This window comes from Laedolimicola ammoniilytica (assembly GCF_025567165.1).
Taxonomy (GTDB): domain Bacteria; phylum Bacillota; class Clostridia; order Lachnospirales; family Lachnospiraceae; genus Laedolimicola; species Laedolimicola ammoniilytica.
In genome coordinates this window covers 48398-74424 of sequence record NZ_JAOQKC010000016.1, presented here as the reverse complement: position 1 = coordinate 74424, position 26027 = coordinate 48398, and the positions used below count along the sequence as shown (strand labels likewise).

The 26027-nt window shown below is 47.9% G+C and carries 23 protein-coding genes; 1 reads left to right on the top strand and 22 read right to left on the bottom strand.

Features of this window, described 5'->3' with window-relative positions; translation table 11 throughout:
- Positions 1-56: 56 nt before the first annotated feature.
- The 9 genes from OCV63_RS12105 to aroD form a co-directional block, all read right to left on the bottom strand.
- Positions 57-437 (bottom strand): hypothetical protein, encoded by a 381-nt coding sequence (locus OCV63_RS12105; RefSeq protein WP_262670839.1) that lies wholly within the window; start codon positions 435-437, stop codon positions 57-59.
- Positions 406-1584 carry an AAA family ATPase gene (locus OCV63_RS12100; protein WP_158364217.1) on the bottom strand — a complete coding sequence of 393 codons (1179 nt, stop codon included), beginning with the start codon at positions 1582-1584 and terminating at the stop codon, positions 406-408. The genes OCV63_RS12105 and OCV63_RS12100 overlap by 32 nt, the downstream gene beginning before the upstream one ends.
- A gap of 97 nt (positions 1585-1681) precedes the next feature.
- Positions 1682-3238, bottom strand: a complete 1557-nt coding sequence (locus OCV63_RS12095) for a recombinase family protein (RefSeq protein ID WP_158364215.1) — start codon at positions 3236-3238, stop codon at positions 1682-1684.
- Positions 3235-4881 carry a recombinase family protein gene (locus OCV63_RS12090; protein WP_158364213.1) on the bottom strand — a complete coding sequence of 549 codons (1647 nt, stop codon included), beginning with the start codon at positions 4879-4881 and terminating at the stop codon, positions 3235-3237. The genes OCV63_RS12095 and OCV63_RS12090 overlap by 4 nt, the downstream gene beginning before the upstream one ends.
- On the bottom strand, positions 4882-6525 hold the full coding sequence (locus OCV63_RS12085; protein ID WP_331485552.1) for a recombinase family protein: 1644 nt from the start codon (positions 6523-6525) through the stop codon (positions 4882-4884).
- A 141-nt stretch (positions 6526-6666) separates the two neighbouring features.
- Complete coding sequence (locus OCV63_RS12080; protein WP_158364209.1) at positions 6667-6912, bottom strand: hypothetical protein; 246 nt, start codon at positions 6910-6912, stop codon at positions 6667-6669.
- A 522-nt stretch (positions 6913-7434) separates the two neighbouring features.
- A complete protein-coding gene (locus OCV63_RS12075) occupies positions 7435-8277 on the bottom strand; it encodes a nuclease-related domain-containing protein (protein WP_158364207.1) in 843 nt (280 codons plus the stop codon).
- A gap of 245 nt (positions 8278-8522) precedes the next feature.
- A complete protein-coding gene (locus OCV63_RS12070; protein WP_158364205.1) occupies positions 8523-10289 on the bottom strand; it encodes a S8 family peptidase in 1767 nt (588 codons plus the stop codon).
- Positions 10290-10412: 123 nt separating this feature from the next.
- Positions 10413-11174 (bottom strand): type I 3-dehydroquinate dehydratase, encoded by a 762-nt coding sequence (gene aroD / locus OCV63_RS12065; RefSeq protein ID WP_158364203.1) that lies wholly within the window; start codon positions 11172-11174, stop codon positions 10413-10415.
- Between the two features lie 123 nt (positions 11175-11297).
- Here aroD and OCV63_RS12060 point away from each other — a divergent pair, with 123 nt between their 5' ends.
- On the top strand, positions 11298-12002 hold the full coding sequence (locus OCV63_RS12060; protein WP_158364201.1) for a S1 RNA-binding domain-containing protein: 705 nt from the start codon (positions 11298-11300) through the stop codon (positions 12000-12002).
- 133 nt (positions 12003-12135) lie between these two features.
- On the opposite strand, the gene OCV63_RS12055 is transcribed toward OCV63_RS12060, so the two are convergent.
- The 13 genes from OCV63_RS12055 to hisA all read right to left on the bottom strand — a co-directional run bounded on the left by OCV63_RS12055 (position 12136) and on the right by hisA (position 25902).
- Positions 12136-13668: a sodium/proline symporter gene (locus OCV63_RS12055; RefSeq protein ID WP_158364199.1), complete on the bottom strand. Its 1533-nt coding sequence runs from the start codon at positions 13666-13668 to the stop codon at positions 12136-12138.
- 219 nt (positions 13669-13887) lie between these two features.
- A complete protein-coding gene (locus OCV63_RS12050) occupies positions 13888-14478 on the bottom strand; it encodes a TetR/AcrR family transcriptional regulator (RefSeq protein WP_158364197.1) in 591 nt (196 codons plus the stop codon).
- 92 nt (positions 14479-14570) lie between these two features.
- Positions 14571-15557, bottom strand: coding sequence for an adenosine deaminase (gene add, locus OCV63_RS12045; RefSeq protein WP_158364195.1), 987 nt, complete (start codon positions 15555-15557; stop codon positions 14571-14573).
- A 17-nt stretch (positions 15558-15574) separates the two neighbouring features.
- Positions 15575-16249: a transaldolase family protein gene (locus OCV63_RS12040; protein ID WP_158364193.1), complete on the bottom strand. Its 675-nt coding sequence runs from the start codon at positions 16247-16249 to the stop codon at positions 15575-15577.
- 314 nt (positions 16250-16563) lie between these two features.
- Positions 16564-18606: a hypothetical protein gene (locus OCV63_RS12035; protein ID WP_158364191.1), complete on the bottom strand. Its 2043-nt coding sequence runs from the start codon at positions 18604-18606 to the stop codon at positions 16564-16566.
- Positions 18603-19031: a cytidine deaminase gene (gene cdd, locus OCV63_RS12030; protein WP_158364189.1), complete on the bottom strand. Its 429-nt coding sequence runs from the start codon at positions 19029-19031 to the stop codon at positions 18603-18605. Before cdd ends, OCV63_RS12035 begins: the two co-directional genes overlap by 4 nt.
- A gap of 14 nt (positions 19032-19045) precedes the next feature.
- Positions 19046-19489 carry a GNAT family N-acetyltransferase gene (locus OCV63_RS12025; protein WP_158364187.1) on the bottom strand — a complete coding sequence of 148 codons (444 nt, stop codon included), beginning with the start codon at positions 19487-19489 and terminating at the stop codon, positions 19046-19048.
- 90 nt (positions 19490-19579) lie between these two features.
- Positions 19580-20845, bottom strand: a complete 1266-nt coding sequence (locus OCV63_RS12020; RefSeq protein WP_158364185.1) for a saccharopine dehydrogenase family protein — start codon at positions 20843-20845, stop codon at positions 19580-19582.
- A gap of 355 nt (positions 20846-21200) precedes the next feature.
- Positions 21201-21482 carry a response regulator gene (locus OCV63_RS12015; protein ID WP_158364183.1) on the bottom strand — a complete coding sequence of 94 codons (282 nt, stop codon included), beginning with the start codon at positions 21480-21482 and terminating at the stop codon, positions 21201-21203.
- 111 nt (positions 21483-21593) lie between these two features.
- The gene (locus OCV63_RS12010; protein ID WP_158364181.1) at positions 21594-21785 is read right to left on the bottom strand and encodes an alpha/beta-type small acid-soluble spore protein; all 192 of its coding nucleotides are present in this window, start codon (positions 21783-21785) and stop codon (positions 21594-21596) included.
- 68 nt (positions 21786-21853) lie between these two features.
- Positions 21854-24427: a preprotein translocase subunit SecA gene (gene secA, locus OCV63_RS12005; protein WP_158364179.1), complete on the bottom strand. Its 2574-nt coding sequence runs from the start codon at positions 24425-24427 to the stop codon at positions 21854-21856.
- Positions 24428-24569: 142 nt separating this feature from the next.
- A complete protein-coding gene (gene hpf / locus OCV63_RS12000; protein ID WP_158364176.1) occupies positions 24570-25094 on the bottom strand; it encodes a ribosome hibernation-promoting factor, HPF/YfiA family in 525 nt (174 codons plus the stop codon).
- Positions 25095-25131: 37 nt separating this feature from the next.
- Positions 25132-25902 (bottom strand): phosphoribosylformimino-5-aminoimidazole carboxamide ribotide isomerase, encoded by a 771-nt coding sequence (hisA, locus tag OCV63_RS11995; protein WP_158364173.1) that lies wholly within the window; start codon positions 25900-25902, stop codon positions 25132-25134.
- Positions 25903-26027 lie beyond the last annotated feature (125 nt).

Sequence of the window (26027 nt, the reverse complement as noted above, 5' to 3'; positions counted from 1 at the left end):
CAATAAGATTTTTACTAACCTGCCAGTCAGTAGTCTTATTGTACTCTGAGGTATTTTCAATTTTCAACATCCACGTTTTTTATTATACAGGAAGCTTCATTACAAATTATCAGCATTTCTATTTCCGGTGCTGTAATTACATTTACAACCTCCACTTTATGTTGATACGCCTTACTGATTTTAAAATTTTCCCGCCGTGAATCAAGTATCCTATATACGGTTATCTTGCCCGCAAAATCCTTTTTTAAGTATCGCATTTCAAAATCTTTTCCTTTTCTTGATTTAAGGATTTCGCCTTCAAGTAAATCTTCTTTCGAAAAAATCAACTTATTTTGCTCTAATAACAAATTCAATATTACAGTTTCTGCCCCGCCTTCACAAATACAAGCCGTATATTTTACCATTCTATTTTTCGTCCCCCTTTCCAGCTTTAACATTAGAAAGGGCCTTTTTTAATGCCATATACGCCTCATATACCGGTACGGTTCCTTCTAAATACCCGCTCTCATACGCCTCGCTCTTTTTGATATCATTTCGTTTTAGTATAAGCGAAAGATTTTCAGCATAAATTCCCCCTCGATTTCTAACAATATATATACAGTCGTTTCTTTCATATTCATCCAATAACTCTGAATAATGAGTTGAATAAATTAAAGTAGCACCCCTTTTATTTACACTTGGATTCATGAAAAAACGAACCAATGTAGTTACAATCTCTTCATTAAAATGATTTTCAAGTTCATCAACAATTAAGTACCCCCCCTCTATAAAGCAAAATAATGCATTCATAAAAACATTTATTCCCTTGATCGTCCCTGATGAAAGATATCTTTCTATTTCACTCGGCCTATTTAATATTATTTCTTCGGAACCATAAAATTTCAATCGGATATCTGCAGATTTTTTTTCTACATTGCATTCAAAATACTCGATACTCGGATCAAGAAATGTCAATAATTCTTTTGGAAATCTTCCAAGAATATTCAACATATTATAATTAGTCCACATTAACATATTTCTTAACGGGAAATTTGACTGCTTTTCTTTATTTATTGCAATCATTACACTAACATCATCTAATAGAAATTGCTCCTTTTCATTTCTCTCGATTCTTATATCTGTGTCCCTAAAATCAAATAACCCCTTTTTTGTTTTTACTTTGCTGGCATCTTTTTCCCACAATCTTTCCTCAACTATAACTAGTTTCTCTTCATTATCAACATGATTTACTTTTTTCGCTATAGTTGTCTCAAGTTTATAAATGCTATTTTCATTATAAAAATAACTAATAATTATGACTTTTTCCTTTTCGGATAATTCATTCAAAATTTCTTTAGATTTAATACTATTAAGAGCTTCATTGTTAAGCAAGTTTATAACAAAAGAAATTACTTTTAAGATTGTCGTTTTTCCAGAAGCATTAAGACCTATAAATGAAATCACTTGGTTTGTATATATATTAGAAAATACATTATACAGTTTTTCTTTATCATCTTCGTCTACCCTTTGTTTTGTAATAAAATCAATATCTATATTTCCCTTGAATCGCGGCATATTTTGCATAACAATTTTTAATAATTTCATTTGGTATCTCCTTTTATCTTCATTGTTTTTGTTTTTATATATTATATTATGACATATATTCTCCAAATATTCAATATTAAAAACGTAATTTTCGTTTTTATTTTGTTTTCACTTTTACTTTTCCATCATCATACACATATATTCCATCCACATACTTCTCTAACATCTTCCTAGTCAATTTTCTATACCCCAAGCATTCTTCCATCTCTTCCGCCGAGACATCTTTTCTCACCCCTACCTTCTCTTCTTCTCTACATATTAGCTCTTCTAATTCTTGATCCCGCATTCCTAGCTTTCCTTTTTCTTCCTCTAACCTTTCTCTAGTCTTCAAAAACTCCTCTCGCTCTATCTCTCCTTCCCGATACCTCTCATAATTCCTCCAATTTTCCTCTTTTATCTCCTCCCGCCTCTTTTCACATTTCATTTTTTCCGCCTGATAACCTTCTATCTTCTCTTCACTCTGCCGTTTTACCCTCTCCCTCATCTCTTCCTGACTAATCTCCCGCCGCAGATGCTCCTTTATCTCTCTCAACACGATCTGCTCCAGCATCCTGTCATCCGCTTTTCCTGCGAAACACCCCGTATCTTCTTTCCCCTGACTATACGCGCAACTATAAAGCACATGCCCGTGCAGTCTCTTGCTTCCCGTCAGGTTTCTCCGGCAATTTCCGCATTTCACATAACCGCTCAGTAAGGTTGTTTCTTTATCAAATTTGCTTTTCTTCGTGTGACGGATTTGGAGAGCCTGCGCTTTTTCAAAGGTTTCCCTGGATATGATAGGTTTGTGATGACCCTCTATCACCTTCCATGCACTTTTGGGTACAGGTACTTCTTTTCCGGTTCCCGGGTCTGGGATTTTGGTTTTTCCGTAGACCATACAACCTATATAGTTCTTGTCATTCAAGATTTTTCGTATCGTGTCACTCGTCCACTGTAACCCTCTCGTGGATGCTTTTTTATTATCTGACTTCTGGCGTTTGCACATGGATTGGAGGGGTGTGGGTATGCCTTCTTCATTAAACAGGCGGCATATTTCTGTCTTGGAATAGCGCTGATTGATCAATTCAAAGACTCTGCGTATCACTTCTGCCTCATCTTCCACAATTAATAATTCTTTTCGATTCTCCGGATTGATTCGATAACCATAAGGAGCAGAACCGCAGCAATACTCACCTCTGCCTCTTTTAGTGTTCACCGCAGCTTTTACCTTAGCAGATTGATCTTTGACATAAAAATCCGCGACTAAACCTTTAAACTGCACTTCCAGATCCGAACCTTTTCCCTGATAATCCCTGGAATCATAATGATCCGAAATAGAAATGAATCGTACCCCCAGAAACGGAAAAATCTGCTCCAGGTAGGTTCCCATTTCAATATAGTTTCTGGCAAAGCGTGAAAAATCCTTTACTATTATGCACTGAACCTGGTTATTCCGAGCCAGCTCCAGCACCTGTCGGATGGCCGGACGTTCCATCGTGGCTCCGGAATATCCATCATCGTAAAATTCCTGAAATGGCATAGCGGCCAGCTCCGGACTATGGGAAATATAATCTTTCACCAATTTTCGCTGATTGATGATACTGTTACTCTCTCTCTGGGAATCATCCTCCATGGAAAGGCGATAATAGCCAATAACAACTTTTCCTTCGCTCATACGCCAACACCTCCCTTGAATCGAAAATGAATTTCTAACCTTTTATCATCATACACATAGATTTTTTCAATCAACGCCTCGGCAAGTTCCGCATTGATTTTCGATGTACCTTTTAAATCTAACAGGCTTTTCAAAAATCGCGTTTCTTCCTTCTGTCGCTTCTGCAGCTCTGTAATTCTTTGCTCCAAAGCTTTCCTTCTCTCATCACAAAATATTTTCCAATCATTGCGTTCCACTCTCAACGCCATATATGCTTCTCTGGATAAGTTTCTATCCTTATACTGCATAAATGCCTCTGCAAATTTTCCGGCCTGTCGCTCTGCTTCGACATTCATTCTCTTTATCTCATTTTCAATCTGCACAATTTTCGCTTGAAAAGCTGTTTTGCCCATGGCAACCATATTCTTTTTCTGTAATCCCGATAGTTGAAACTGCCTGTTCAATTCTGCATGAACAATGCTCTGTATCTTATCTTCGGAAACGCTTTTATAGTTGCACTTTCTTTCGTCCTGATACCGTGACGCACCGCAGAAATAGAAAACACTGCCATTCGATCTGCTTGTACTCATTTTCCGTCCGCATTCTCCACAATAAAATACATTGTAAAAGGCTCTTTCATCTTTTTTCCAGCCAACTACAGTTCTTGCTTCCTGACCTGCCTTTAACCTTTCCTGCGCCTTTTCAAATAATTCCCGGCTGATAATGGGGGCATGTGCAGTAGGCGTAATAATCCATTCCCTTTCATCCAGAACTGCACATCCCTTTTCACCTTTTTGAAATCTGGATTCATATTTTCGCTGAACCAAATCTCCGTAGTAATTGTTCCGGTTCAGTACCGCACGTATAGACGAATTTCCCCATTGGTGCAATATTTCACCTTTCTGACAATACACATGATGATACTGGTTATAATCAGAAATGCGATGCACACCTGCTTTATACAAGTCATCTATAATATGCTGGATTTTCTCACCCGCTGCATATTCTTCAAAAATTCTCTGAACGATCTTCGCCGCTTCCGGCTCTATAAGCAGTGTATACTTTCCATCTACTTTCTCACATCGGTACCCATACGGAGCTTTGCTCCCAACGTACTCCCCGTTCTTCTGTGCGATACGCTTGGCCGCCCGCTCCTTTGCTGAAATGTCTTTTGCGTAAGCATCATTTACCAGATTCTTAATATTCATAGTCAGTTCCTGATTTTCCGAATCTGGTGCAAATGAATCATACCGGTCGCATATGGAAATAAAGCGTATCTTCATAAAGGGCAATATTTTTTCCAGATAATTTCCTGTTTCAATATAGTTTCTCCCAAATCTGGAAAAGTCCTTTACCAGAATACAATTTACTTTTCTTTCCCTGATGTCCTTCATCATCCGCTCAAAGCCCGGTCTTTCAAAATTTGTCCCAGTTTTCCCAATGTCCGAATAAATATCATACAGAGCCAGTTCATATTCTTTGTCCGCTTTTGCATTATGAGTTTGAATAAATTCCTTTATCAAAGCCACCTGTGTTTCAATGGATTCCACCTTTTTCTCATTCTTATCTACCGATAATCTGGCGTAGATCGCCGCCCTGTATACTGGAACTTGTGCCGATTTCTTCTCTACTAATTTCTTATACCTTTGCGCTGTCCTTGCCATTTATCCCACCTCTTTTCCGCATTCTGTCTGCTGTACTTCATAAAATTGTTTTATGATTTTCAGCTTTTCGATCGTGTCTTCATAGCGGAGATGGATTTCCAGCCGCTTGTTTTCATAAACATAGATTTTATCTACTGTTAATGCCAGCAGGATGCGATCTAGCTCTTTGATTTCCAGTGATTTTTTCCAATCTTCCAACTGAACGGCTGCAGACACTCCATTTTCAAACATCTGCTTTACCAGTTCTTTTTGCTTCTCGATCCTCCTGTTCAGTTCTTCACATTTTTTTCCATAACTTTCCCGAAACTCATCAAATTCCTCTTTACTAAGCAGTCCTTCTTTTAAATCATCATAGAGCGACGCTCTCAATCCGTAATATCTGCTATATTCTGACTGCAATTTAGCTATCTGCATATCATAATGAACAACCTGTTCATAATCAATTCTCATTTTGTGAAGCTCATCCATTATTCTTTCATAATCTGCAAAAAGCGCCGTATATATCTGAATTTCTTTCAGCACGATTTTCTTTAACACTTCTTCTGAAACACTATGTCGGGTACAAGCTCCGCCCTTGTTCTTGGTCTGACAGATATAAAATGCTTTTTCTCTTTCCTTATACCGATTTACTCTACGTATCATCGGCGTCCCGCAGTCTCCACAAAAGACAAAGCCGGAGAAAAAACTCGCATGCTCTGCTGTTTTTGACGCTCTTCCGTCATATTGTAATAGCTTTTGCACCACTTCAAACTCGCTCTGTTTTATAATGGCCGGATGCGTATCTTTCACCCTTGCCCACTCCGCCTCGGGTTTATTCAACCGCTTCTTTACCTTATAACTGATTCGTTCTTGTTTACCCTGTACCAGATTTCCGATATACACCTCATTGACCAGAATTCGCTTAATCTGGACTGCAGACCATTTCGGTGTATCTGTTCCCACAAAGCCAGAATTATAATTTTCTCCGTTCGCCTTTTTATACGCCTTGGGTGACAGAACCTGCCGTTCATTCAATTTTTCCGCTATGGCTCCGAGGCTGAAGCCTTCCATTTTCCAGGCAAATATTTTTCTTACAACATCTGCTGCCTCAGCGTCCACCACAAGACGATTTTTATTTTCTGAATCCTTGCGATACCCATACGGCGCAAAGGCTCCGATAAACTCTCCTTTTTCCCGTTTGATTTTCTGATGACTGCGTACCTTGCCGGAAATATCTCTGCAATAGCTTTCATTTAAAAAATTTTTCACCGGAACTACAAAAGATTTTTCCGAAAAATCTGCCGTGTTGCTGTCAAATTGATCCGTAACAGATATAAAACGCACGTTTAAAGCCGGGTAGATTTTCTCAATCCAACGCCCGGCTTCTATATACTCTCTTCCGAATCTGGATAAGTCTTTCACGATCACACAATTTACTTTTCCAGACTCTATGTCTTTTGTCATTCGTTTGAACTCAGGCCTGTCAAAATTTCCACCCGAGTATCCGTCATCCACATATATATCAAAGATCTGAATATCCGGCTGGCTTTTTACAAAGCTCCGAAGTAACTCTCTTTGATTTGCAATGCTGTCGCTCTCTGTCTTTGCACCCCCGTCCTCTATATCATCTCTGGACAGACGAAGATACAGTGCCGCATCGTACATATCTGGCATATTCGTTTGTAACTGTTCCATTCTACATTGCTCCTAACCTGCGTATTCATGGAAGTGAAGTCAGAAGCTATGTATCACGTTCATTTTCCCTGACTTCAGGTTAACATAAAACCTATATCTTTGCAAGGCATTTTAATATATCAGCTCCGTTCTTTTTCTAAGATAATCCAGAATTGCTTCTGTAGCATCTATTTCTCCGGTCAATCTGACAATCACTGCATATCCTTCATTCATGTGAGCGTATGGAGAAACACCGGACTTTTCCACGAAAGCTCCCACTTTTTCTGCAATTATTTTTTGTGTATCCGGAAGCAGTTCTTCGATTCTCTTTAGCTGCTCAAGATCTACTGTCAACTCTGCCTCTGGTCGATTGCCCATGATGCTCACCTCATTCCCAGCATATTCTCTGCCCAAGTCGTCCTATGCCTGTTTCATTTTCGCTTTTCATACCTTGCTGATTACGAGGTCAGTATAGATTCTTATGGTTAAAAATTTTATGCTGTAAAGCACGCAGTTTTACGCGTCAGACGCATCACTAAATTTCTCTGAAAATAAGGGGTCTGCGGCCAGATACGCATTTGTGACGTCACCGCCAAAATGCTTCTGGTCAGGGGAAAAGCTCCTGAAACCCCTGATAACGTGAAATGACGGCAGATTTTGCCGTCACTTTTGGGATTTGACGGCACTTTTTGCCGTCACAATTTTCTGCTTTTTGTGAATGACGGCATTTTCTGCCGTCACTTTTTTGAATTTGACGGCGCTTTTTGACGGCATTTGGGAAGAGTGCCGTCGCTTTTTGCCGTCATATTCCAATTTTCTCCATAAAGAAAGCCGCAGCGGAATTTTACACTGCGACTTTTCTTATATTCAAAATTAGTTTTCTATACTTACTTATTTTCCTTATAAATTTTTTATGTATCTACACTTTGGATAATTTGAACACCCCAAAAATCGTTCTCCTTTCCGTTCCCCTTTATTAGCAATTCGGATTACAAGTGTACCTCCGCAACGTGGGCATCGCATCACCGCTGTATTTGCTGTATCCGTCTGCTGTTTCTGTTGAACATTTGCTATATGTATTAATTTTTGTGCTTCACTTACTTGAGTGAGCGGATACAGCTTTTCATATAACCTATCAACCTCTTTTTGCTCTAGTTGTTTTCCAACACGCACAACATTACTTTGAACAGCAGTAAGAATATTATATCGGTTAATAACAAAATGATTCCCGCTAGTCAACGTAATTTCCTTTAAAGTACACCGATCACTAAATACAATGTATGAATAAAATGGTAATTGAGACTCAGCACCAAGGAACTGCTGAAGCCATTTTAAGTGTACTTTGTTTTGAATAATCGGATTGAAAAACTTTGTTTTCTGCGATTTTCCTTTTCCAACAGGTAACGTCTGTGTCCAATATTGTTGTGTTTCTGTTCCAAAAATCCATCCACTGTAATTCTTTGACTCAAATACATAAATACCTGTTTCATGTAAAAGAATAACATCTATTTCTGTAGTCTCTCCGTTCTCTTTTGGCAGATAAACATTAAATAAAAATCTCTTATATCCTTCAAGTGTTTTCAAATATTTGTATGTATAAAATTCTCCTAAACGCCCTTTATCAAACCGAACACTTCCATATGGAATTTTCGTTTGGAGATAATATTCTGTTTTCTCATATTGCTTTTTCTTTATGAAGTAAATCGTAAAAGCAATAATTATTGCAAGTATAAACATTATCATCTTAAACTCCCCCTGTTTTACATTTGTATAATTTTACCACATTTTAAAAATTGTGAAAATCTCTTATTTTCCACGAACTTCATATTTTCAAATTATTTTGTTTATAACCACAACTCCTCTCCTTCTTTACTCTCAAAATCGCTAGTTCATGTTACGTCATTACTACACTCTCTCCTGCCACATCATCCCAAGTCCAACCCGGGCAGATTTTTCTCGAAACCGTGTGGAAAGTGTTCCGTTTCTATTTAGGGAAAATGAACGGAAACACTTGATTTTACTGACTTTCTTCCATGTAACCTTATTATAACGTCCGACCCCCACCCCACCTCCGGATTCGGATACTCTGCATACGCCGGAAGCGGACGGGTTCCTTTTTTCAGAAACGCAATCGCCTTTTCTCCATAGAGATAGGGATCGTTGCCGTCGACGATCCCCCACTGCAATAAAAGAGCGGCGGCTCCAGTGGCAAAGGGAGTGGCAAAGGAGGTGCCAGTGACTTCTGCGTAGGTGCCGCCTGGGGCGGTGGTGAGGATGCGAACGCCGGGGGCGACGAGAACAGGCTTTTCTCGGAGATCACAGGTGCCGCCGCGACCGGAGAAGTCGGCGTAGGTCAGAGTGCGGCTATCGTAAGCTCCGATGGCGGCGATTCGGCGGGCGGTGGAGGGGATTGTCAGGGTTGTGTCGGCAGAGGCGCGCAGGAAACGGGTGCCGCCATTCAGGGCGGCGGAGCTGGGGAGCCAGATGTGATAATGACCATCCCGAATCTCCCCGGCAGCCAGCTCCAGGGTCCAGATTCCCGTGTCCACGTAATCACCCCGGGGCAGCAGCTCCAGATAGATCTCCTGAGACTGACTGTAGGGTGACGGCTCTCCATAATATAGTAGGATTTCCGTCTCTTCCAGCACAAAACGCTGAGCTCCCAGAAGTTTCTGAATAGGCCCCGCCCTTCTTCCACCCGGGCTTATCAGCGTTATGTCAACCTCATCCAGATAGGATTTCCAGATCTGGATGCTAAAGGCGGTCTCGTATTCGCCCACAGCCAACTCTACTGTCTCCGTCGTCCGCTCCTGCAGGATCCCCGCCGCGTGACCGGCTGCGTAGCCCTCATTTCCCGTACCGATACAAATGACCGATTTCCAGACGTTAGCGATGTCAGCGATATAAGTCTCCAGAAGAGAAGTGCCATCGTGGGCGCCGTAGGTATTGCCAATGCTGATATTGACCACCACGGGCAGGCGAAGCTCCAGCGCCTTTCGGATGCAGTAGTCCACCCCCTGCATGAGCTCTGTGGTCCGTGGAAAGCCCTCCTCCCGGGGCATGCCAAGCTTCACGGCCAGGATCGGACTGCGGCTTGCGATTCCCCGATAGCGGCCGCCGCTGGCACGGCCATTGCCTGCCGCGATGCCGAGAACCCTGGTGCCGTGGCCGCTTACGTCCCGGCTTGGTACCAATGCATAACGGGCGCTCTCTGTATCCGCCGCCAGTGCTTCATTGATCTCCTGCTGTGTGTATTCCGTGCCGATGCGGTAACCCTCCGGCGGTCTGCCCGGGATGGTCTGATCCCACAGGGCCAGGATCCGCGTCGTCCCGTCCTCATTTCTAAAATCCGGGTGGGCATAATCCACACCGGAATCCAACAGCGCCACCAGAACGCCGTCTCCATATAAATCATAACGGGCATTCTGGACCGCCGGAATACAGGAGGCTGCTTTTCCCTGATTTACAGAAAAAAACAGCCTCTTTGGTTTTTCGATATATTCGATTTCCGGAACCAGCGCCAGACGCTCTACCAGGGACTCCGGCACTGTCAGGATTGCGTATTCGTTCAGGAGCTCTGTGACAGTCACGCCAAGGGATGAAAGTCCCGTAAGCGATCCGGAATATTTTACGATAAGCTCCCAGATTTTTTCGGTACTGTCGAAACCCACGTTCAGATCTTCGGAGCGGGCCAGCTCCTGGGGAGTGGCGTCCAGAGCCAGGTTTAATACATTTTCCATCGTTGGATTATTCATAGATATACCATATATTTTCATCTTTAAATAAATTATATGTTATGTATCTATAATAATCTACATTTTAAATTTAACTTCATCAAACTCAATACGCCAATAAGCTGATATTATATAACGAAAAACTCATTTCCCCTGTCGCAGCACCTCCAGCGCCATCTTCAGCTCCGGCACGCTCACCTGACCCGGGGCAGAAGCTACGCCGGCGGATCCGAAGGTCATAGCGGAACCAAAGACTTCTCCGGCCAAGCGGCTCACTGCGCCTTTTGCTCCCATGGACATGGTTACCACGGGCTGCTTTGCATATTTTTCGCTCATCTCTAAAGTGGCGGACAGAAGGGTCAGCACGTCGGCGGCATCCTGGGGCATGACGGCCAGCTTCAGAAGATCCGCCCCGCAGTCCTGCATCCGGATTAGCCGGGCAAGGATCTCCTCTTTTGCCGGAGTCTTTTCAAAGTCATGGCTGGAGGCAATCACCTTTACCCCCTGCGCCTTTGCCTCTTTGCAGATATCCCGAAGCAGCTTCTCTCCCCGGAACAGCTCCACGTCGATGAGATCTGCCTGTCCGGACATAAGGACCGTCCTTAAAAATGCCGCATAGTCCTCCGGGCTAACACTCTGCTCGCCGCCCTCCTCTCTGGTCCGGAAGGTCACCAGAAGCGGCAGCTCGCCCAGCTCTTCACGCAGCCACGCCAGCGTAGTTTCCAGTTTTTCCCTGTCAAATACTTCCTCATACCAGTCGGCCCGCCATTCCGCCAGATCCGGCTTCGCCGCTTTCAGCTCTGCCGTCCGCAGCGCAATCTCTTCTCTGGTGCGGCCCGTTATCGGAACGCAGATCTTCGGTCTTCCTTCTCCAAAAACAAGTTTTCTTATTTTCACTTGATTCATCTATTTTTCTCCTGATTCCGTTTGCTTTTTGCACCATTTTACCATATAATAGAACTATTGGACAGCGGATTTCTCAGAAATCTGTCTGTAATCTGAATTTTATATGAAACGAGGTATTGGGAAATGGAAGAAAAAACAACAATGGACGATTTCAAGGAAGAGCTGGAGGCTTCCTTCCAGGATACACAGGAGAATGATGTGGCTGACATCACAGATCCGGCATGGCAGACTCTGGTACAGTATCTGGAGGACAAGACCGTTCTCACCGTAAAAATCGGCGGCATTGTCAAGTCCGGCGTAGTCGCTTACGTAGAAGGAATCCGCGGCTTTATCCCGGCTTCCAAGCTTTCTCTGGGCTATGTGGAGAACCTGGAGGACTGGCTGAATAAGAAGATCCAGGTACAGGTTATCACTGCGGATCCGGAGAACCAGAAGCTGGTTCTCTCCGCAAGAGAGCTGCTTCGCGAGAAGGCTGCCGAGGAGCGTCGGTCAAAGCTGGCCAGCGTACAGGTCGGTCTGGTAACGGAAGGAAAGGTCGAGAGCATTCAGCCCTATGGCGCATTCATCGATCTGGGCGACGGTCTCTCCGGACTGGTACATGTATCCCAGATTTCTGAAAAGCGTATCAAGAGCCCGGACGTAGTCCTGAAGGTCGGCGACACCGTAAAGGTAAAGGTTATCGCTATCAAGGACGGCAAGCTGTCCCTGAGCATGAAGGCGCTGAACGAAGCCGCTGCGGAAGATCTTCCGGAAGAAAAAATCGAAATTCCGAAGGCGGAGGAGCTGACTACGACGCTTGGAGATCTGTTCAAAAATATTAAGCTGTAATAAGAATCCTGCGCCGAGTGCGCTTCTTTGGCAAACTCTGTTTGCTTCTATATCATAGGGAATTCTAACAGAACTTCCTATGACATAAAAAATCCCGATAGCGTTTGGCTACCGGGATTTTTTTACAGATTTCTTATCTTCCTACGGAATCAAACTCGTCACAAATCTCCTTGGACGGAGCCGCTGTCAGCAGAGAAACAATGATAATTGCCAGTGCGGATACAATGAACGCCGGAAGCAGCTCATAGATGTTCCAGACACCGCCCATGGGACGAACCAGATACTTCCATACGAATACCATCACGCCGCCTGCGATCATGCCGGCCAGAGCGCCCTGCATATTGGTACGCTTCCAGAACAGTGCAAAGAGAACCAGCGGTCCGAAGGCTGCGCCGAAGCCTGCCCATGCAAAGGATACGATATAGAATACGGAGCTGTCCGGATTCCATGCCAGGAAAATCGCCACAACGGCAATGCCAATTACGGTCAGACGCGCTGCCATCATGGAAGCCTTTGCGCTCATCTTAATCTTCAGAAAATCCTGCAGCAAGTTCTGGGATACGCCGGAAGCTGCCGTCAGAAGCTGAGAGTCTGCCGTAGACATGGTGCAGGCCAGGATACCGGCCAGAACCACGCCTGCAATCAGGGAGAGCAGGAAATTATGCTGTCCCAGCAGATGGGCGAAACGGATAATGACGGTCTCGGACTCCGCGCTGGTCGCAAAGGTCGGAATCGCCCCCTGTACAGAAGCCGCACAGCCAATCACACCGATCAGGATAGCCACTGCCATGGAAATTACAACCCAGATACTGGCAATCCGACGGGAAAGTGTCAGTTTATTCTCGTCTTCGATAGCCATAAAACGAAGCAGGATATGGGGCATTCCGAAATACCCCAGTCCCCACGCCATGGTAGATATAATCGTCAGCAGGCTGTAGGGGCTAGCCGTATTGGTGGCACCATCATGCATCTGCGTCATAGAAAGATATCCGGCCAGTGAGTTCGCATTTGCCATAACCGCGTCCCAGCCGCCTGCCAGATGGATTCCGTAAAATACGATAACTACCAAAGAAATACTCATAACAATACTCTGAATCAGGTCTGTAGTAGATACGGCCATAAAACCGCCCATGACGGTGTAACCTACGATTACTACTGCTCCGACAATCATCGCCACATGATACTCGACTCCGAAGAGACTGGAGAACAGTGTTCCGATCGCCTTAAAGCCAGACGCCGTATAGGGAATAAAGAAAATCAGAATCACAATCGCCGCGATACACATCAGAATGTTCTTCTCGTCCCGGAAACGTCTGGAAAAGAAATCCGGAATGGTAATGGCGTTGCATTTTACAGAATAGCGGCGCAGACGCTTCGCCACGATAAGCCAGTTCAGATAGGTTCCCAGGCCCAGGCCGATAGCGGTCCAGCCTGCGTCAGAGATACCGGTCAGATAAGCGACGCCCGGCAATCCCATCAGGAGCCAGCTGCTCATGTCGGAGGCCTCCGCGCTCATTGCCGTTACCAGCGGTCCCAGCTTACGGCCGCCCAGATAAAATTCATCTGTGGAATCTCCGCTGCCTTTCTTACTGAAATAGAATCCCACATAGACCATCGCTGCCAGATAAATCACGATCGCCGCGAGAATTCCCACTTGTCCTGCCATAGTTACTTCCTCCTCATACCTTTACAATCGCGGGATCCGTTCAGGCGTCTCCCGCACATGAGGCTTATTATAACACAGGGGAAAGTAGACCACAATACAGAATATTGTATAGAACGAATGCTGTACTTTTATATTAAAAAATCAATATTTTTCTTTTATTTACAACATTTTTAAACTAGACGGTATTTTAGAAGATATGAAATACAAAAAATAAATTTTCTACTTTTGAGGCAGAAAGCTGCTCAGGAATACCGGCAGCACACGTCCGCTATACTCCACCAGGGAATACTCCCCGGCGCAGAGGCACCAGTCGTACAAAAGCGCCCGCTCGCAGAGCGCGTAGAGCTTCACCATCTCGCTGACGCTGGATGTGCGGCTCAGCTGCCCATCCTCCCGGCCCTTGGCAATGATTTTCCGCAGCAGCTTATAGTATATGCGATTGTGATCCAGCAGATGCTTTTCCCCGCTGGTGGTCAGCTGGGTCGAATAAAGCCGCGCCAGCAGATCCAGGGAAATGCTGTCCTCGATCATCTTAAACAGCTCCTGATTCAGAAACAACAGCTGCTCCATCGCTGTCATCTCCGGCGTCAATTCCTCCATCAGCTCCTCATACTTCTCATCGAAAAGAGAACTTAAGGTAGAGAGAAGCGCGTCCTTGCCGTCGAAATAGTGATAGAAGGATCCCTTGGAGGTGCCGGAGAGGGCGATGATCTCTTCCACCGTCGTGTCCTCATAGCCCTGCTCGTAAAAAAGCTTCCAGGCTGCGCTGACAATTTTTCCTCTTGTATTTCTCGCGTTTTTCTTCGCCATTCTCTTCTCCCTGTCTGCGCCCGTTTCCCGGGCTTATTCATTCTATTATCTATAGCTTTTACGTTCCTGAATTCATTTCAGACTCCATAGATTCAGCAACATATCTTTTCTATTACGTCTTTCAGCCGCCACCGCTCCTCCGACGTCAAAAAGGCCGCGTCCGCTGCGTTGAGAAGCAATTTTTTCCGTTCTTCTGCCGTCATTCCCAGTTTCCGGGACAGCAGGCCGAATTCCTTCTCTATGGTTGTATCCGACACCGTCATATTGTCTGTATTGACTGTCACGCACAGACCCTGCCGCAGAAACTCCAGAACCGGATGCCGCGAAAGAGAGGGAACCGCCTTCGTCTGCACATTGCTGCTGGGACACATTTCCAGTGGAATCCGCTGGTCCCGCAGCCGCTCCAGAAGCTCCGGCTTCTCCGCTGCCCGCACGCCGTGTCCGATCCGGCTGGCCCCGAAGTCCAGCGCTGCTTCGATACTCTCCGGCCCGTCGGCCTCTCCCGCATGAATCGTAAAGGGCACTCCAAGCTCCCTCGCAAGCCCGAACACGTCCGCGAAATCCGCCGTAGGATACAGAGCCTCCGCCCCGGCCAGATCTACCGCCGCCACGCCCCGGCCCAGAAAGGCCGCCGCCGTCCGAACGGTCAGCAGATTTTCCTCATGATTGTCCGCCCCACGCATACAGCACAGAATCAGCTTACACCGGAAAAAGGAACCCGCCAGCGCCTCCTGCATACCCAGAAGGGCAGCCTGTACCACCCGTTCCTGGGACAACCCCTTTTTCGTATGAAGCTGGGGCGCAAACCGGATTTCCGCATAAAGCATTCCCTGCTCCTTCAGAGAGCTGACCAGGATATACATAGCCTTCCGGACAGCCTCCCTGGTCTGCAGCACCTTAAGAGGCAGATCAAACTTCTCCAGATATTCATTCAGGCTCTTGCAGTTCTCCGGAGCTGTCAGAAATAATTTTAATTCGTCCGGCTCTTTCGCCGGAAGCAGGATTCCCTGCTCCTGCGCAAGCTCCAGTACGGTGCGCGGAAGCAGGGAACCATCAAAATGCAAATGCAAATCTATCATAGGAAATCCTCTTATTTTTAACAGTCCAGCATGGTCTTGCCCTTGCCGCAGACACGCTCAAAGTCACTGCGGAATACATTCAGGGCCGCTGTTACGGAATCATTTTTAATCAGCAGATCCAGTACGTCCGGGGAAATGGTAGTCGCGCCGATTCCATACTCGCACAGGGTGATGACCTGGCGGGAATTCTTAAAGCTGGCTGCCAGCACCTCCGTCTTGAAGCCGTAGTTGCGGAACATATCGTGGATCTCCTTGGCGGTACGCACGCCGTCGGATCCCAGGTTATCAATACGGTTGATGTAGGGCGCCACATAAAGCGCGCCGGATTTGGCCGCCAGGAACGCCTGCATCTGGGTATAAATCGCTGTGGCTGTCACATGGATACCTGCCGCCGCCAGAATCCGGATAGCCTTCAATCCCTCCTTGGTGGTCGGGATCTTAATATAGGTATCGTCTCCCAGCTCCTTGCGGATCTTGTAGGCTTCCTCCACCATACCCTCGGCCTTGTCGTTTAAGACCTGTACATGGAGCTCTCCTTCCTCGATAAAATCACGGATCTCCTTCAGTACCTCGTAGGGCGGGCGCTTTTCCTTGGCCAGAATGGTCGGGTTACAGGTTACGCCGTCCATGGGAAAATACTCATACATGGAACGAATGTCATCAATGTTCGCGTTATCAATAATCAGTTTCATAGGATTCCTCTCCTTTTCCAACGGGCCTGCCATCCGTAAGGGCCGGTTTTGTTTTGGAATGTTGTGTTTTTGTTATGTTTTTTGTTGTATTTTTGTTGTATTTTGTTATATTCTGTTATATCCTATTATACTAGAATCCGCTCAAAATACAATGCATAATATGTCTAAAATTTAACATATATCTGTCCTGATTCTGTACTTTTTGCGTAACGGTTCCGTACCGTCATCTAAGAACTTGCCACCGAAAAATCCTTACAGCTGCTTTGTAACCGTTACACTGCAAATTCTATGAAAACCGACTTTGCTAATGGAATTTACTGATTTACTTTTTCCCGCAGTTCCTGCACCAGGAACAGCACCGCCAGCGCCTCAAAGGCAATCATAATCGGATAAGCCCCCGACAGATACCAGTACAGAATCGCGTTCCAGCCGGAGATCTCCGAATAAGAGATTCCCCCCAGTAGCACGAAATAGCTGGCCAACAGTGCAGAAAGCGTAAGCCATACGGACAAATCCCGTCCGTCCTCATCCTTCACCTTCTGCAGGCGGCGCTTCAACATCCGCACGCAGAGCGCCACATAAGCCAAAGCTCCTGCCGCTGCCGCCACGGCTCCGGTAACATGGTACACCTGACGGATTCCATTTAAAAGGACGCCCTTATAATTGATCTTTGCCAGGAAACCATGCCGCTCCGGCACATCCCAGTACCAGTCCAGATTCAGGCAGGAAGCCCCGCTCTCCACCCGGGTCAGATCCTCCGAAAGCTCGTAGGAATCCAGAAGCGTTCCATTCCGGTAGGCCTTCAGATAGACCGTCTGCGGTTTATCCTTCACCGACAGCTTCAGGGAGAAGCGACATTTTTCACTGCCGGGTGCTTCAATCCCCTGTCCCGCCAGATAAGCCGCGATATCATCGCTCTCGGTAAATTCCGCCGTGCCAAGCACCGTACCGTCCGTTGCTTCCGCCTGCAGGGTCACGCCCTCCATGCCTTCATAGGAAGCATACCAGCCTGCCATTTCCACCAGATCTGACTCATACCAGACAGCCTTGTCTCCGGTCATCCGCTCAAACAGCGGAATTCCGCCATTTTCATCGGGCTCGCTGTAGAGATACACCAGGGTCTCCATTTCGTCATAAGTAGTAGTATAAGCAATCGCCTTGCCTAACGCGCCGAACAGATCTCCGAGATATCCTTCCCGCCAGGGGGACATATAGGTGGATGGCATGGTCGCCTGCCGTGTGAGGCGTCCCTCGTCCATGGCCGCCTCCAGCTCGTCCCGAATCTGCAGACACACCTGATTGACCGTCCCGCCGTCCGTATAATAACCGGCCTGCGCGAGGGCTGTCCGAAAGATCCAGAAGACCCAGCCGTCCCGTACTTCCCAGTCCTTCTCATTTTCCCCGGAACCTGCCCAGTAGAGTCGGCTGCTCTGGATATAGGGTTCCAGCTTCTCCAAGGTCGGGCACTCGTCGCACATCCGCGCGATTTTCTCCCGGGTCATGGTCACGCCCGGAATATCCTCCTCCGGCTTCACCGCCATCATACTCTTATACATTTCCGCAAAGCCGCCCTTTTGCAACTCGTTGGTCAGACGAATGTTATAATGATTATCATTTTCCTGGGCAATCAGCTGTCCTGCGCCCCAGACGCTGAGGAAGGGCAAAAGCACCAGCACTGCCTTTCCCACATATTCGCGCCTGTGCTCCTTCTTCCATGAAAAGAACATAGTTCCCAGGTAAACCAGCAGGAACACCAGCAGGAAGGGCTCCACCCAAATGGCGTCCTCCCGGGTATAAAAGAACGTGACCATGCCCACTGCGGCGGTCAGAAGCCACAGAATCTGCTTCTTCACCGGTTCTTTGCGTCTGAGCCACAGGGCCAGCAGGCCACCGAAGATCAGCAGTACCTGAATATAGGAAATGCTGTTGCGGTACACGCGCTGGAACGCCTGCACCGAATAGGACACCGGGTTCCACAGAAGCACCAGATAAAGCGTAAAGCAAGCCCAGTACTTCTTCAAAAGGGGCCGCAGGGCATACACGAAAATCATACAGCTTACCGTATACAGAAGCGCCGACACACTTAAATAGGACAGGCGCAGGAAATTCAGCACCGCCAGATAGAGCGGGAAAAACATACCCTTGGTCAGGGTCAGATCGTTATATTCGCCCAGCCACTGGCCGCTCCGCAGGGCATCCGCCATATGTACCATGATCCAGTCGTCGTGGATGCCTTTGGGCACCGCCATGATCGGCAGGTTGTAGACCAGGAATTCCTTCAACACCCCGAACAGCACCATGGCCAGGAAAAAGGAAACTTCTTTTCTCCGGATTGACTGGTTTTTCCAGAATTTCATGAATATTTCTCCTTCCCCTTCAGATTATCCGGGCCAAAGCTCAATGGAAGCAGCTCTTTTAATAAATACACCTGCTTCTCCCCGGTTCCGGCTCCCAGGATAATCCGAAATTCTTCCGGATCGCAGAATTCCCGCATGACCTGGCGGCAGACGCCGCAGGGCGCGGTCAGGGCCGGCTCTCCGCCCTCCGGGCCGCCCGCGATGGCGATGGCCTGAAAGTCCCGCTTGCCCTCACTGACCGCCTTGTAGATAGCCGTGCGCTCGGCGCAGATGCCCGGCGTAAAGGCAGCATTTTCGATATTACAGCCGGTGTAAATGCTGCCGTCGGCGCAGAGCAGAGCCGCCCCTACCCGGAAATGGGAATAGGGACTGTAAGATCCTTCTCTGGCCGCCAGAGCCAGCTCCATTAATTTCTCATCACTCATCTGTATCTCCTCATTTACCGGTCGAGAATCATCTGATCATAATCCAGGAAGGTGAAGCCCAGACGCTCGTAGAGACGCACAGCCTTCTCATTGCTGCGGGTAACCTCCAGACGGAAGCGGCGCACCTCCGGCTTTGCTTTCATAATTTCATCAAAGAAGCGGGTGCCGTAGCCCTTTCCCCTAGTCTCCTCCTTCAGGTAAAGTTCCTCAAACATCAGGCAGCGGCCGCCCACCTCGCAGGCATAGTATTCGGTAATATAGGCAAAGCCCACGGTCTTTCCATCCTCGGTCAGCACAAAGCCCTCCAGAATCGGATCATCGCTCACTGCGTCCGCAAAGGTCTGCTCCAGCCGCTCCTCAGGAACCGGATGGCAGACTGCGTCGCTGTGATAAAACTCCTCCACCATCGCCAGCACTTCATCGTGCATCTCTTTTGTCATTTTTTTCAGTGCAAACATGGTAATTCTTCTCCTTATTACGCATTGGTACTTACAGTGTACCTTGAATCCGGCTTTCCGTCAACCACGCCGTCCGGACGCTTTAGCGCTTTAGCGTTCCTGGATCTGATAGACCAGTCCTGCCTCCTCCATCAGATCCATGTAGGGACGGGAGGGGAAGTACTCCGGCGAGAATACGCCGGCCTCCTTCCAAATTCCCCGGCCCATAAGCTCGATGGCCAGAGCCGCCCCGAAACCGGTCTGGGCCACCACTGCCTGCAGTCCGAAGTCCCGCAGCGCCTCCTGATTGTCAAAGGGCTGATAGATAAAATATTCCTTCCTCTCTCCGTCCTTGATACCGATACAATCCACGCCCACGCACATACCGCCTGTCATGTCCTCTCCGATATCCTTGGGCTGGGGCGCGCAGGCCGCTACCACGTCCCGGGGCACTACCTTCACATCTCCCACTTGAACCGGATGGATATTCCGGAGTCCCAGCTTATCCAGAACCTTCAGGGCGTTCAGCAGGTTATCGTCCAGGGCAATCTTGAAGCTGGCCTTCTGCAATCCATATTTTTCCAAATATCGCGGCATGGTAACTACCTCCTCGTGCTCCACCTTTACCAGATGGTTGACGCCGAAGGGATCCGGCATCCGGAAATCTTCCTCTCCCGCAAAGGCGTCCTCGATGAGGAAGCCGCCCTCCCGGCTCCATTCCGCGTTGGGATTCATCACCTCGTCCAATACCGTCCATACATTGAAGCCAAAAATGATCTCGTCCTTCTCGCTCTCCGGCGGCGTCAGATTGCCGCCGTCCTTCACATGCACCTCCAGCAGCTCATCAAATAAGTATTCTGCCGCATATTTGGCAAATACATTTACCACGCCCGGATCGATGCCCAGACAGATACAGGCCATCTGTCCTTTTTCCTTCCAGGCCTCATGCCGGTCAAAATTATATTTGGTCATGGGCTCCAGGTAAGCCCCCTCAAAGCCCTTTCCGAATTCCGGGTGATCCTTTGGCACCGACCAGGTTCCCATGCTGGCATAATCGGCTCCCGCCTCAAAGGCCGCGTCAAATATAAAATTGCTCACAAAGGGAGAGGCCGCGTCCATCACGAAATCAATCCGGTGCTCCCGCATAAGCGCCGTCAGCGCCTCCCGGTCTCTGGCGTCCACCTGCGCCGTCTCATACTGCGTTCCTTCCCGGAATTTCCGCTCCTGCTCCAGATGGCTCTTTACCTCATCCGCCCGCTTTAAATCAAAATCCGCCAGCAGCACATAGGAAAGCCACTCTCCCTTGGGATCCCGCTTTTCCAGCATTTTTAAAATACATTCTCCTACGGCGCCTGCGCCTGTCAGCATCATTCTCATATCTTTTCTCCTTTTCCATAAAAAATAGAGAGACTGATGCCTGTACATCAATCTCTCTGTCCTTTTACCAGTTGGTTATCTCCACGTAGGCGGCGATTGCTCGCTCTCTCCAGAGTTCCGTCGGATAACCTTCCTTTTGCCTGCCAGTTTCCACTGCGGAATGATGAATTCCCACAGTTTGCTTCTTCGGCGCCCCTTTTGCTTTATTCAGCCGGAGTCTCTAGAGTTATCCTCTGCCGGATCTATGAATTTGAACCAAGTATACCAGTCCCAGCTCCTTCATGCAAGCTTTTTTACTCAATTACCGGAAATATCCTACTTGAAACTTATACTGCGCTATTACTTATGCTATTACTTATTGTCCTATATCCTGTGCTTCTCCGCTGACTGCCAGGTGAAACCGCATATATTCAAAATGGGAATATCCACTGATAATAATAAATTCCATATCCGGGTTTTGGATGCGCGCCCGTTTCAAAAGCTCCATTCCATCATATCCGGGCATCCGGATATCCGTCAGCACCAGATCCGGTGTTCCGCTTCTATCATCTGAAGAGCTCCAATTCCATTTGATGCGGTTCCCACCGATTTCATTTCCAGTTCTTCCCAGTGAATCAGCTTGCAAATCAACTGACATGCCTTTTCCTCATCATCTGCTACTAATACACGGAGCATGCATTTTCTCCTATTCCGTTTTTTGTATTCTTCATTATATACACCCCGTTAAAAATAGCAAGCTGGCTGCGTCTTACCTGGATTTGTTCAGTTCTTTCTTCTTTTTTGTCATCAGCCCGCCGATCCGTCCGGTCTCCTTGGATGACAGGGCCTTCCAGCCGTCCGCCAGGACCTTGTCGAGAAGTCCCAGCTCCTCGGCGATCTCGTATTTCAGCTGTTCTTCCGGCTCCAGGTGCTTCAGATCCGGCTTTTTCTTTTTTGACATAAAAAGACCATACCCCTTTCTGATTATTCTAAAAAGAGTATGGCCATTTTTTCATAGCTTATGCGATATTACGCGCCTTTTCTTCCGCAGCACTGCTTATACTTCTTTCCGCTTCCGCAGGGGCAGGGATCGTTCGGATAGACCTTGGCGCTCTCGCGCTTCTTGGGCGCTGCTGCCAGTGTGGTGTCCTTATTGGTGCCCGTTACCTTGGCTACCTGCTCACGCTCGGCCTTCTCCTCCACGCGTACATGAAGCAGAATCCGGACGGTCTCTTCCTGGATGCTGGCCGTCATGGCGGAGAACATCTCATAGCCGCTGAGCTTATACTCTACCAGCGGATCACGCTGAGCAAAAGCCTGCAGACCGATGCCCTGACGAAGCTGCTCCATATCGTCGATGTGATCCATCCACTTGCGGTCGATGACCTTCAGAAGGAATACACGCTCCAGTTCACGAAGCATCTCCGGATTCGGGAACTCCGCCTCCTTCAGCTCGTAGAGCTTCACAGCCTCTTCCTTCAGCATATGCTTCAGCTCTGCCTTATTCTTCTTATCGGCGATACGCTCCGGCGTAATCGTCTGAAGCGGAATCGTGCGAAGCAGGGACTCATTCAGTCCCAGAAGATCCCACTCGGATTTATCCTGGTCGTCGCCAATCAGGCTGTCTACCACATTTTCCACGGTATCAGTGAGCATCTTGTAGATGGCGTCGCGCATGCTCTCGCCGTTCAGTACCCGGCGGCGCTCCGCGTAAATGATCTCACGCTGCTCATTCATAACCTGGTCGTACTCCAGCAAGTTCTTACGGATACCGAAGTTATTGCTCTCAATCTTCTTCTGGGCTTTCTCGATGGCATCAGAAAGCATCTTGTGCTCGATCTGCTCATTTTCCGGCACGCCCAGGGCGTTGAACACGCTCATGAGACGCTCGGATCCGAAGAGACGCATCAGATCGTCCTCCAGGGAAATGTAGAAGCGGGATTCTCCCGGATCTCCCTGACGGCCGGAACGTCCGCGCAGCTGGTTATCGATACGACGGGACTCATGGCGCTCGGTACCGATGATTTTCAGTCCTCCTGCTGCTCTCGCGTCATCATCCAGCTTGATATCGGTACCACGGCCTGCCATGTTCGTGGCGATGGTAACCGCGCCGTGCTGACCGGCCAGGGCTACGATCTCAGCCTCGCGCTCATGGAACTTGGCGTTCAGGACTTCATGCTGGATCCCCTTTTTGCGGAGCAGTCCGCTTAAGTACTCGGATGTCTCGATGGTAATGGTACCCACCAGAACCGGCTGTCCCTTGGCGTGGGCCCGCTCGATTTCCTCTACCACCGCATGGAACTTCTCTTTCTTGGTCTTATATACCGCATCATCCAAGTCTTTTCGGATAACCGGACGGTTGGTCGGGATCTCGATAACGTCCATACCGTAGATCTCGCGGAACTCCTTCTCCTCAGTGAGGGCGGTACCGGTCATACCGGCCTTCTTATTGTATTTATTGAAGAAGTTCTGGAACGTAATATTGGCCAGAGTCTTGCTCTCTCTCTTGACCTTCACATGCTCCTTTGCCTCAATGGCCTGATGGAGTCCGTCGGAATAGCGGCGGCCCGGCATGATACGTCCGGTAAACTCATCGACAATCAATACCTGATCATCCTTCACCACGTAATCCTGATCGCGGAACATCAGATAGTTGGCGCGAAGGGCCAGAATCATATTGTGCTGAATCTCCAGGTTCTCCGGGTCAGCCAGGTTCTCGATGTGGAAATAATCCTCCACACGCTTCACGCCGTCGGCGGTCAGATTGACAATCTTATCCTTCTCATTGACGATAAACTCACCGGTCTCCTCGATCTCCTCGCCCATGATGGCGTTCATCTTGCTGAACTCTCCGCTGGCCTCGCCACGCTTCATGGTCTTCGCTAGCGCGTCGCAGATCTCGTAAAGCTTTGTGGACTTGCCGCTCTGTCCGGAGATAATCAACGGGGTACGGGCCTCGTCGATGAGGATGGAGTCAATCTCATCGATAATGGCGTAATGCAGGTCTCTCTGTACCAGCTGTTCCTTGTAAATGACCATGTTGTCACGCAGATAGTCGAAACCAAGCTCGTTATTGGTTACATAGGTAATGTCACAGTTATAAGCGGCACGGCGCTCGTCACCCGTGCTGCTGTTCAGTACCACGCCCACGGTCAGACCCAGAGCCTCATGAACCTTGCCCATCCACTCGGCATCACGGTGTGCCAGATAGTCGTTGACCGTGACAATGTGGACACCCTTGCCTTCCAGTGCGTTCAGGTATGCCGGGAGAGTAGACACCAGGGTCTTACCTTCACCAGTCTTCATCTCGGCGATACGTCCCTGATGGAGGATAATACCACCGATGAGCTGTACCCGATAATGCTCCATGCCAAGCACTCGTTTCGCAGCCTCGCGGACTGCCGCGAAAGCCTCTACCAGTAAATCATCCAGGGTCTCGCCATCCGCCAGACGCTGTCTGAATTCTTTTGTCTTGCCTTTCAGTTCCTCGTCAGACAGCTTCTGCATCTCCGGGCGGAGTGCTTCGATCTTGTCTACCAGCGGATAAATCAGCTTTAATTCACGCTCGCTGTGAGTACCAAACATTTTTGTAAATAAATTCATCTGCTAACTCCAATCTTAAGTTTCTGATATTTCAGACAATACTCTGTTTATCATTTTAACACTACACGGCAGAATATTCAAGAAGTTTCGCCGCCAGCCAAAAAGGGGCTGCGCCTGCGCGCAGCCCCTGAAAAATCCTGTTTTAATGTTCCGGCTCAATGAGTCCGTAGGTATTGCCCTTTCTCTTGTAAACCACGTTGATCTGCTCGGTCTCCGCATTTACAAATACATAGAAGCTGTGGCCCAGCATCTCCATCTGCACGCATGCGTCCTCGGGATACATGGGCTTCATGTCGAACTGCTTGGTACGGATGATGCGAACCTCCTCATCCTCTGCCTCTTTGTCGATAAACTCCTGACGGAAGCTTCCGGCTCCCTGCTCGCGCTGTACGATCTTGTTCTTGTACTTGCGGAGCTGACGCTCGATAACTTCCTCCACCAGATCGATAGATACGTACATATCGTTGCTTACCTGCTCGGAACGAATGACGGTTCCCTTTACAGGAATGGTTACCTCAATCTTCTGTCTTTCTTTCTCGACACTTAAAGTAACATGTACTTCCGTGTCCGGAGTAAAATAGCGCTCTAACTTTCCGAGCTTGTCCGTGATCGCTGTACGGAGCCCCTCTGTCACATCGATATTTTTGCCGCTGATTACATAACGCATAAAATCAACTCCTTTACGGGTATTTCGAGATCTCTCTCTAACGCAAGTATACCACATTTCGGTACGGGATACAACCGCCAAAAAGATCTAAAGCGCTTCCGATGGTCACGTCCAGGCGGCCCTTTCCGAGGGTGCGAAGCGCCTCCACATCCTCCAGGCTGCCCACGCCGCCCGCATAGGTTACGGGAATTCCGGCCCAGTCGCCGAGCATGGCTGCCAGTTCTTTTTCGATCCCTGAAGCTTTGCCCTCCACGTCCACGGCGTGGATTAAAAATTCGCTGCATTTCCCGGACAATTCATCCAGAAGGGCGGGCGTCACCCGGACGTCTGTAAATTTCTGCCAGCGGTCGGTGACGATGTAGTACGCGCCGCCCTTTTTGCGGCAGCTCAAGTCCAGCACCAGGCGGTCGCGGCCCACAGCTGCAAGCATTTTTCCCAGATTCTCATACTGGATCCGGCCGTTTTTGAAGACATAAGAGGTCACGATGACCTGGCTGGCTCCGGCGTCCAGATATTCCGCCGCGTTTTCCGGATGGATGCCGCCGCCGATCTGAAGGCCCCCCGGGTAGGCCTTTAAGGCTTTCAACGCCTGCGCTTTCGTGGCCTCATAATAAGGAGAATCCGCGCCGTTCAGCAGAATCACATGGCCTCCTTTCAGGCCGTCTTCCTGATAAAGCTTCGCGTACCAGGCCGCATCCTGCTCCGACACAAAATTTTCCCTGGCGAAATCATTTTTATCAGTCAGGCTGCCTCCCACGATCTGCTTGACCTGGCCATTGTGGATATCGATACATGGACGAAAACGCATAAATTTCTTTCCCCGCTTTCCAATCATTTTCCCTATTATAATAGAATTGTTTTTCTTTTGTAAAGCGAAAATACCGGTATTCAGAGAGTTGTTATTCATTCCCTGAATGCCGGTACTTTTTAATC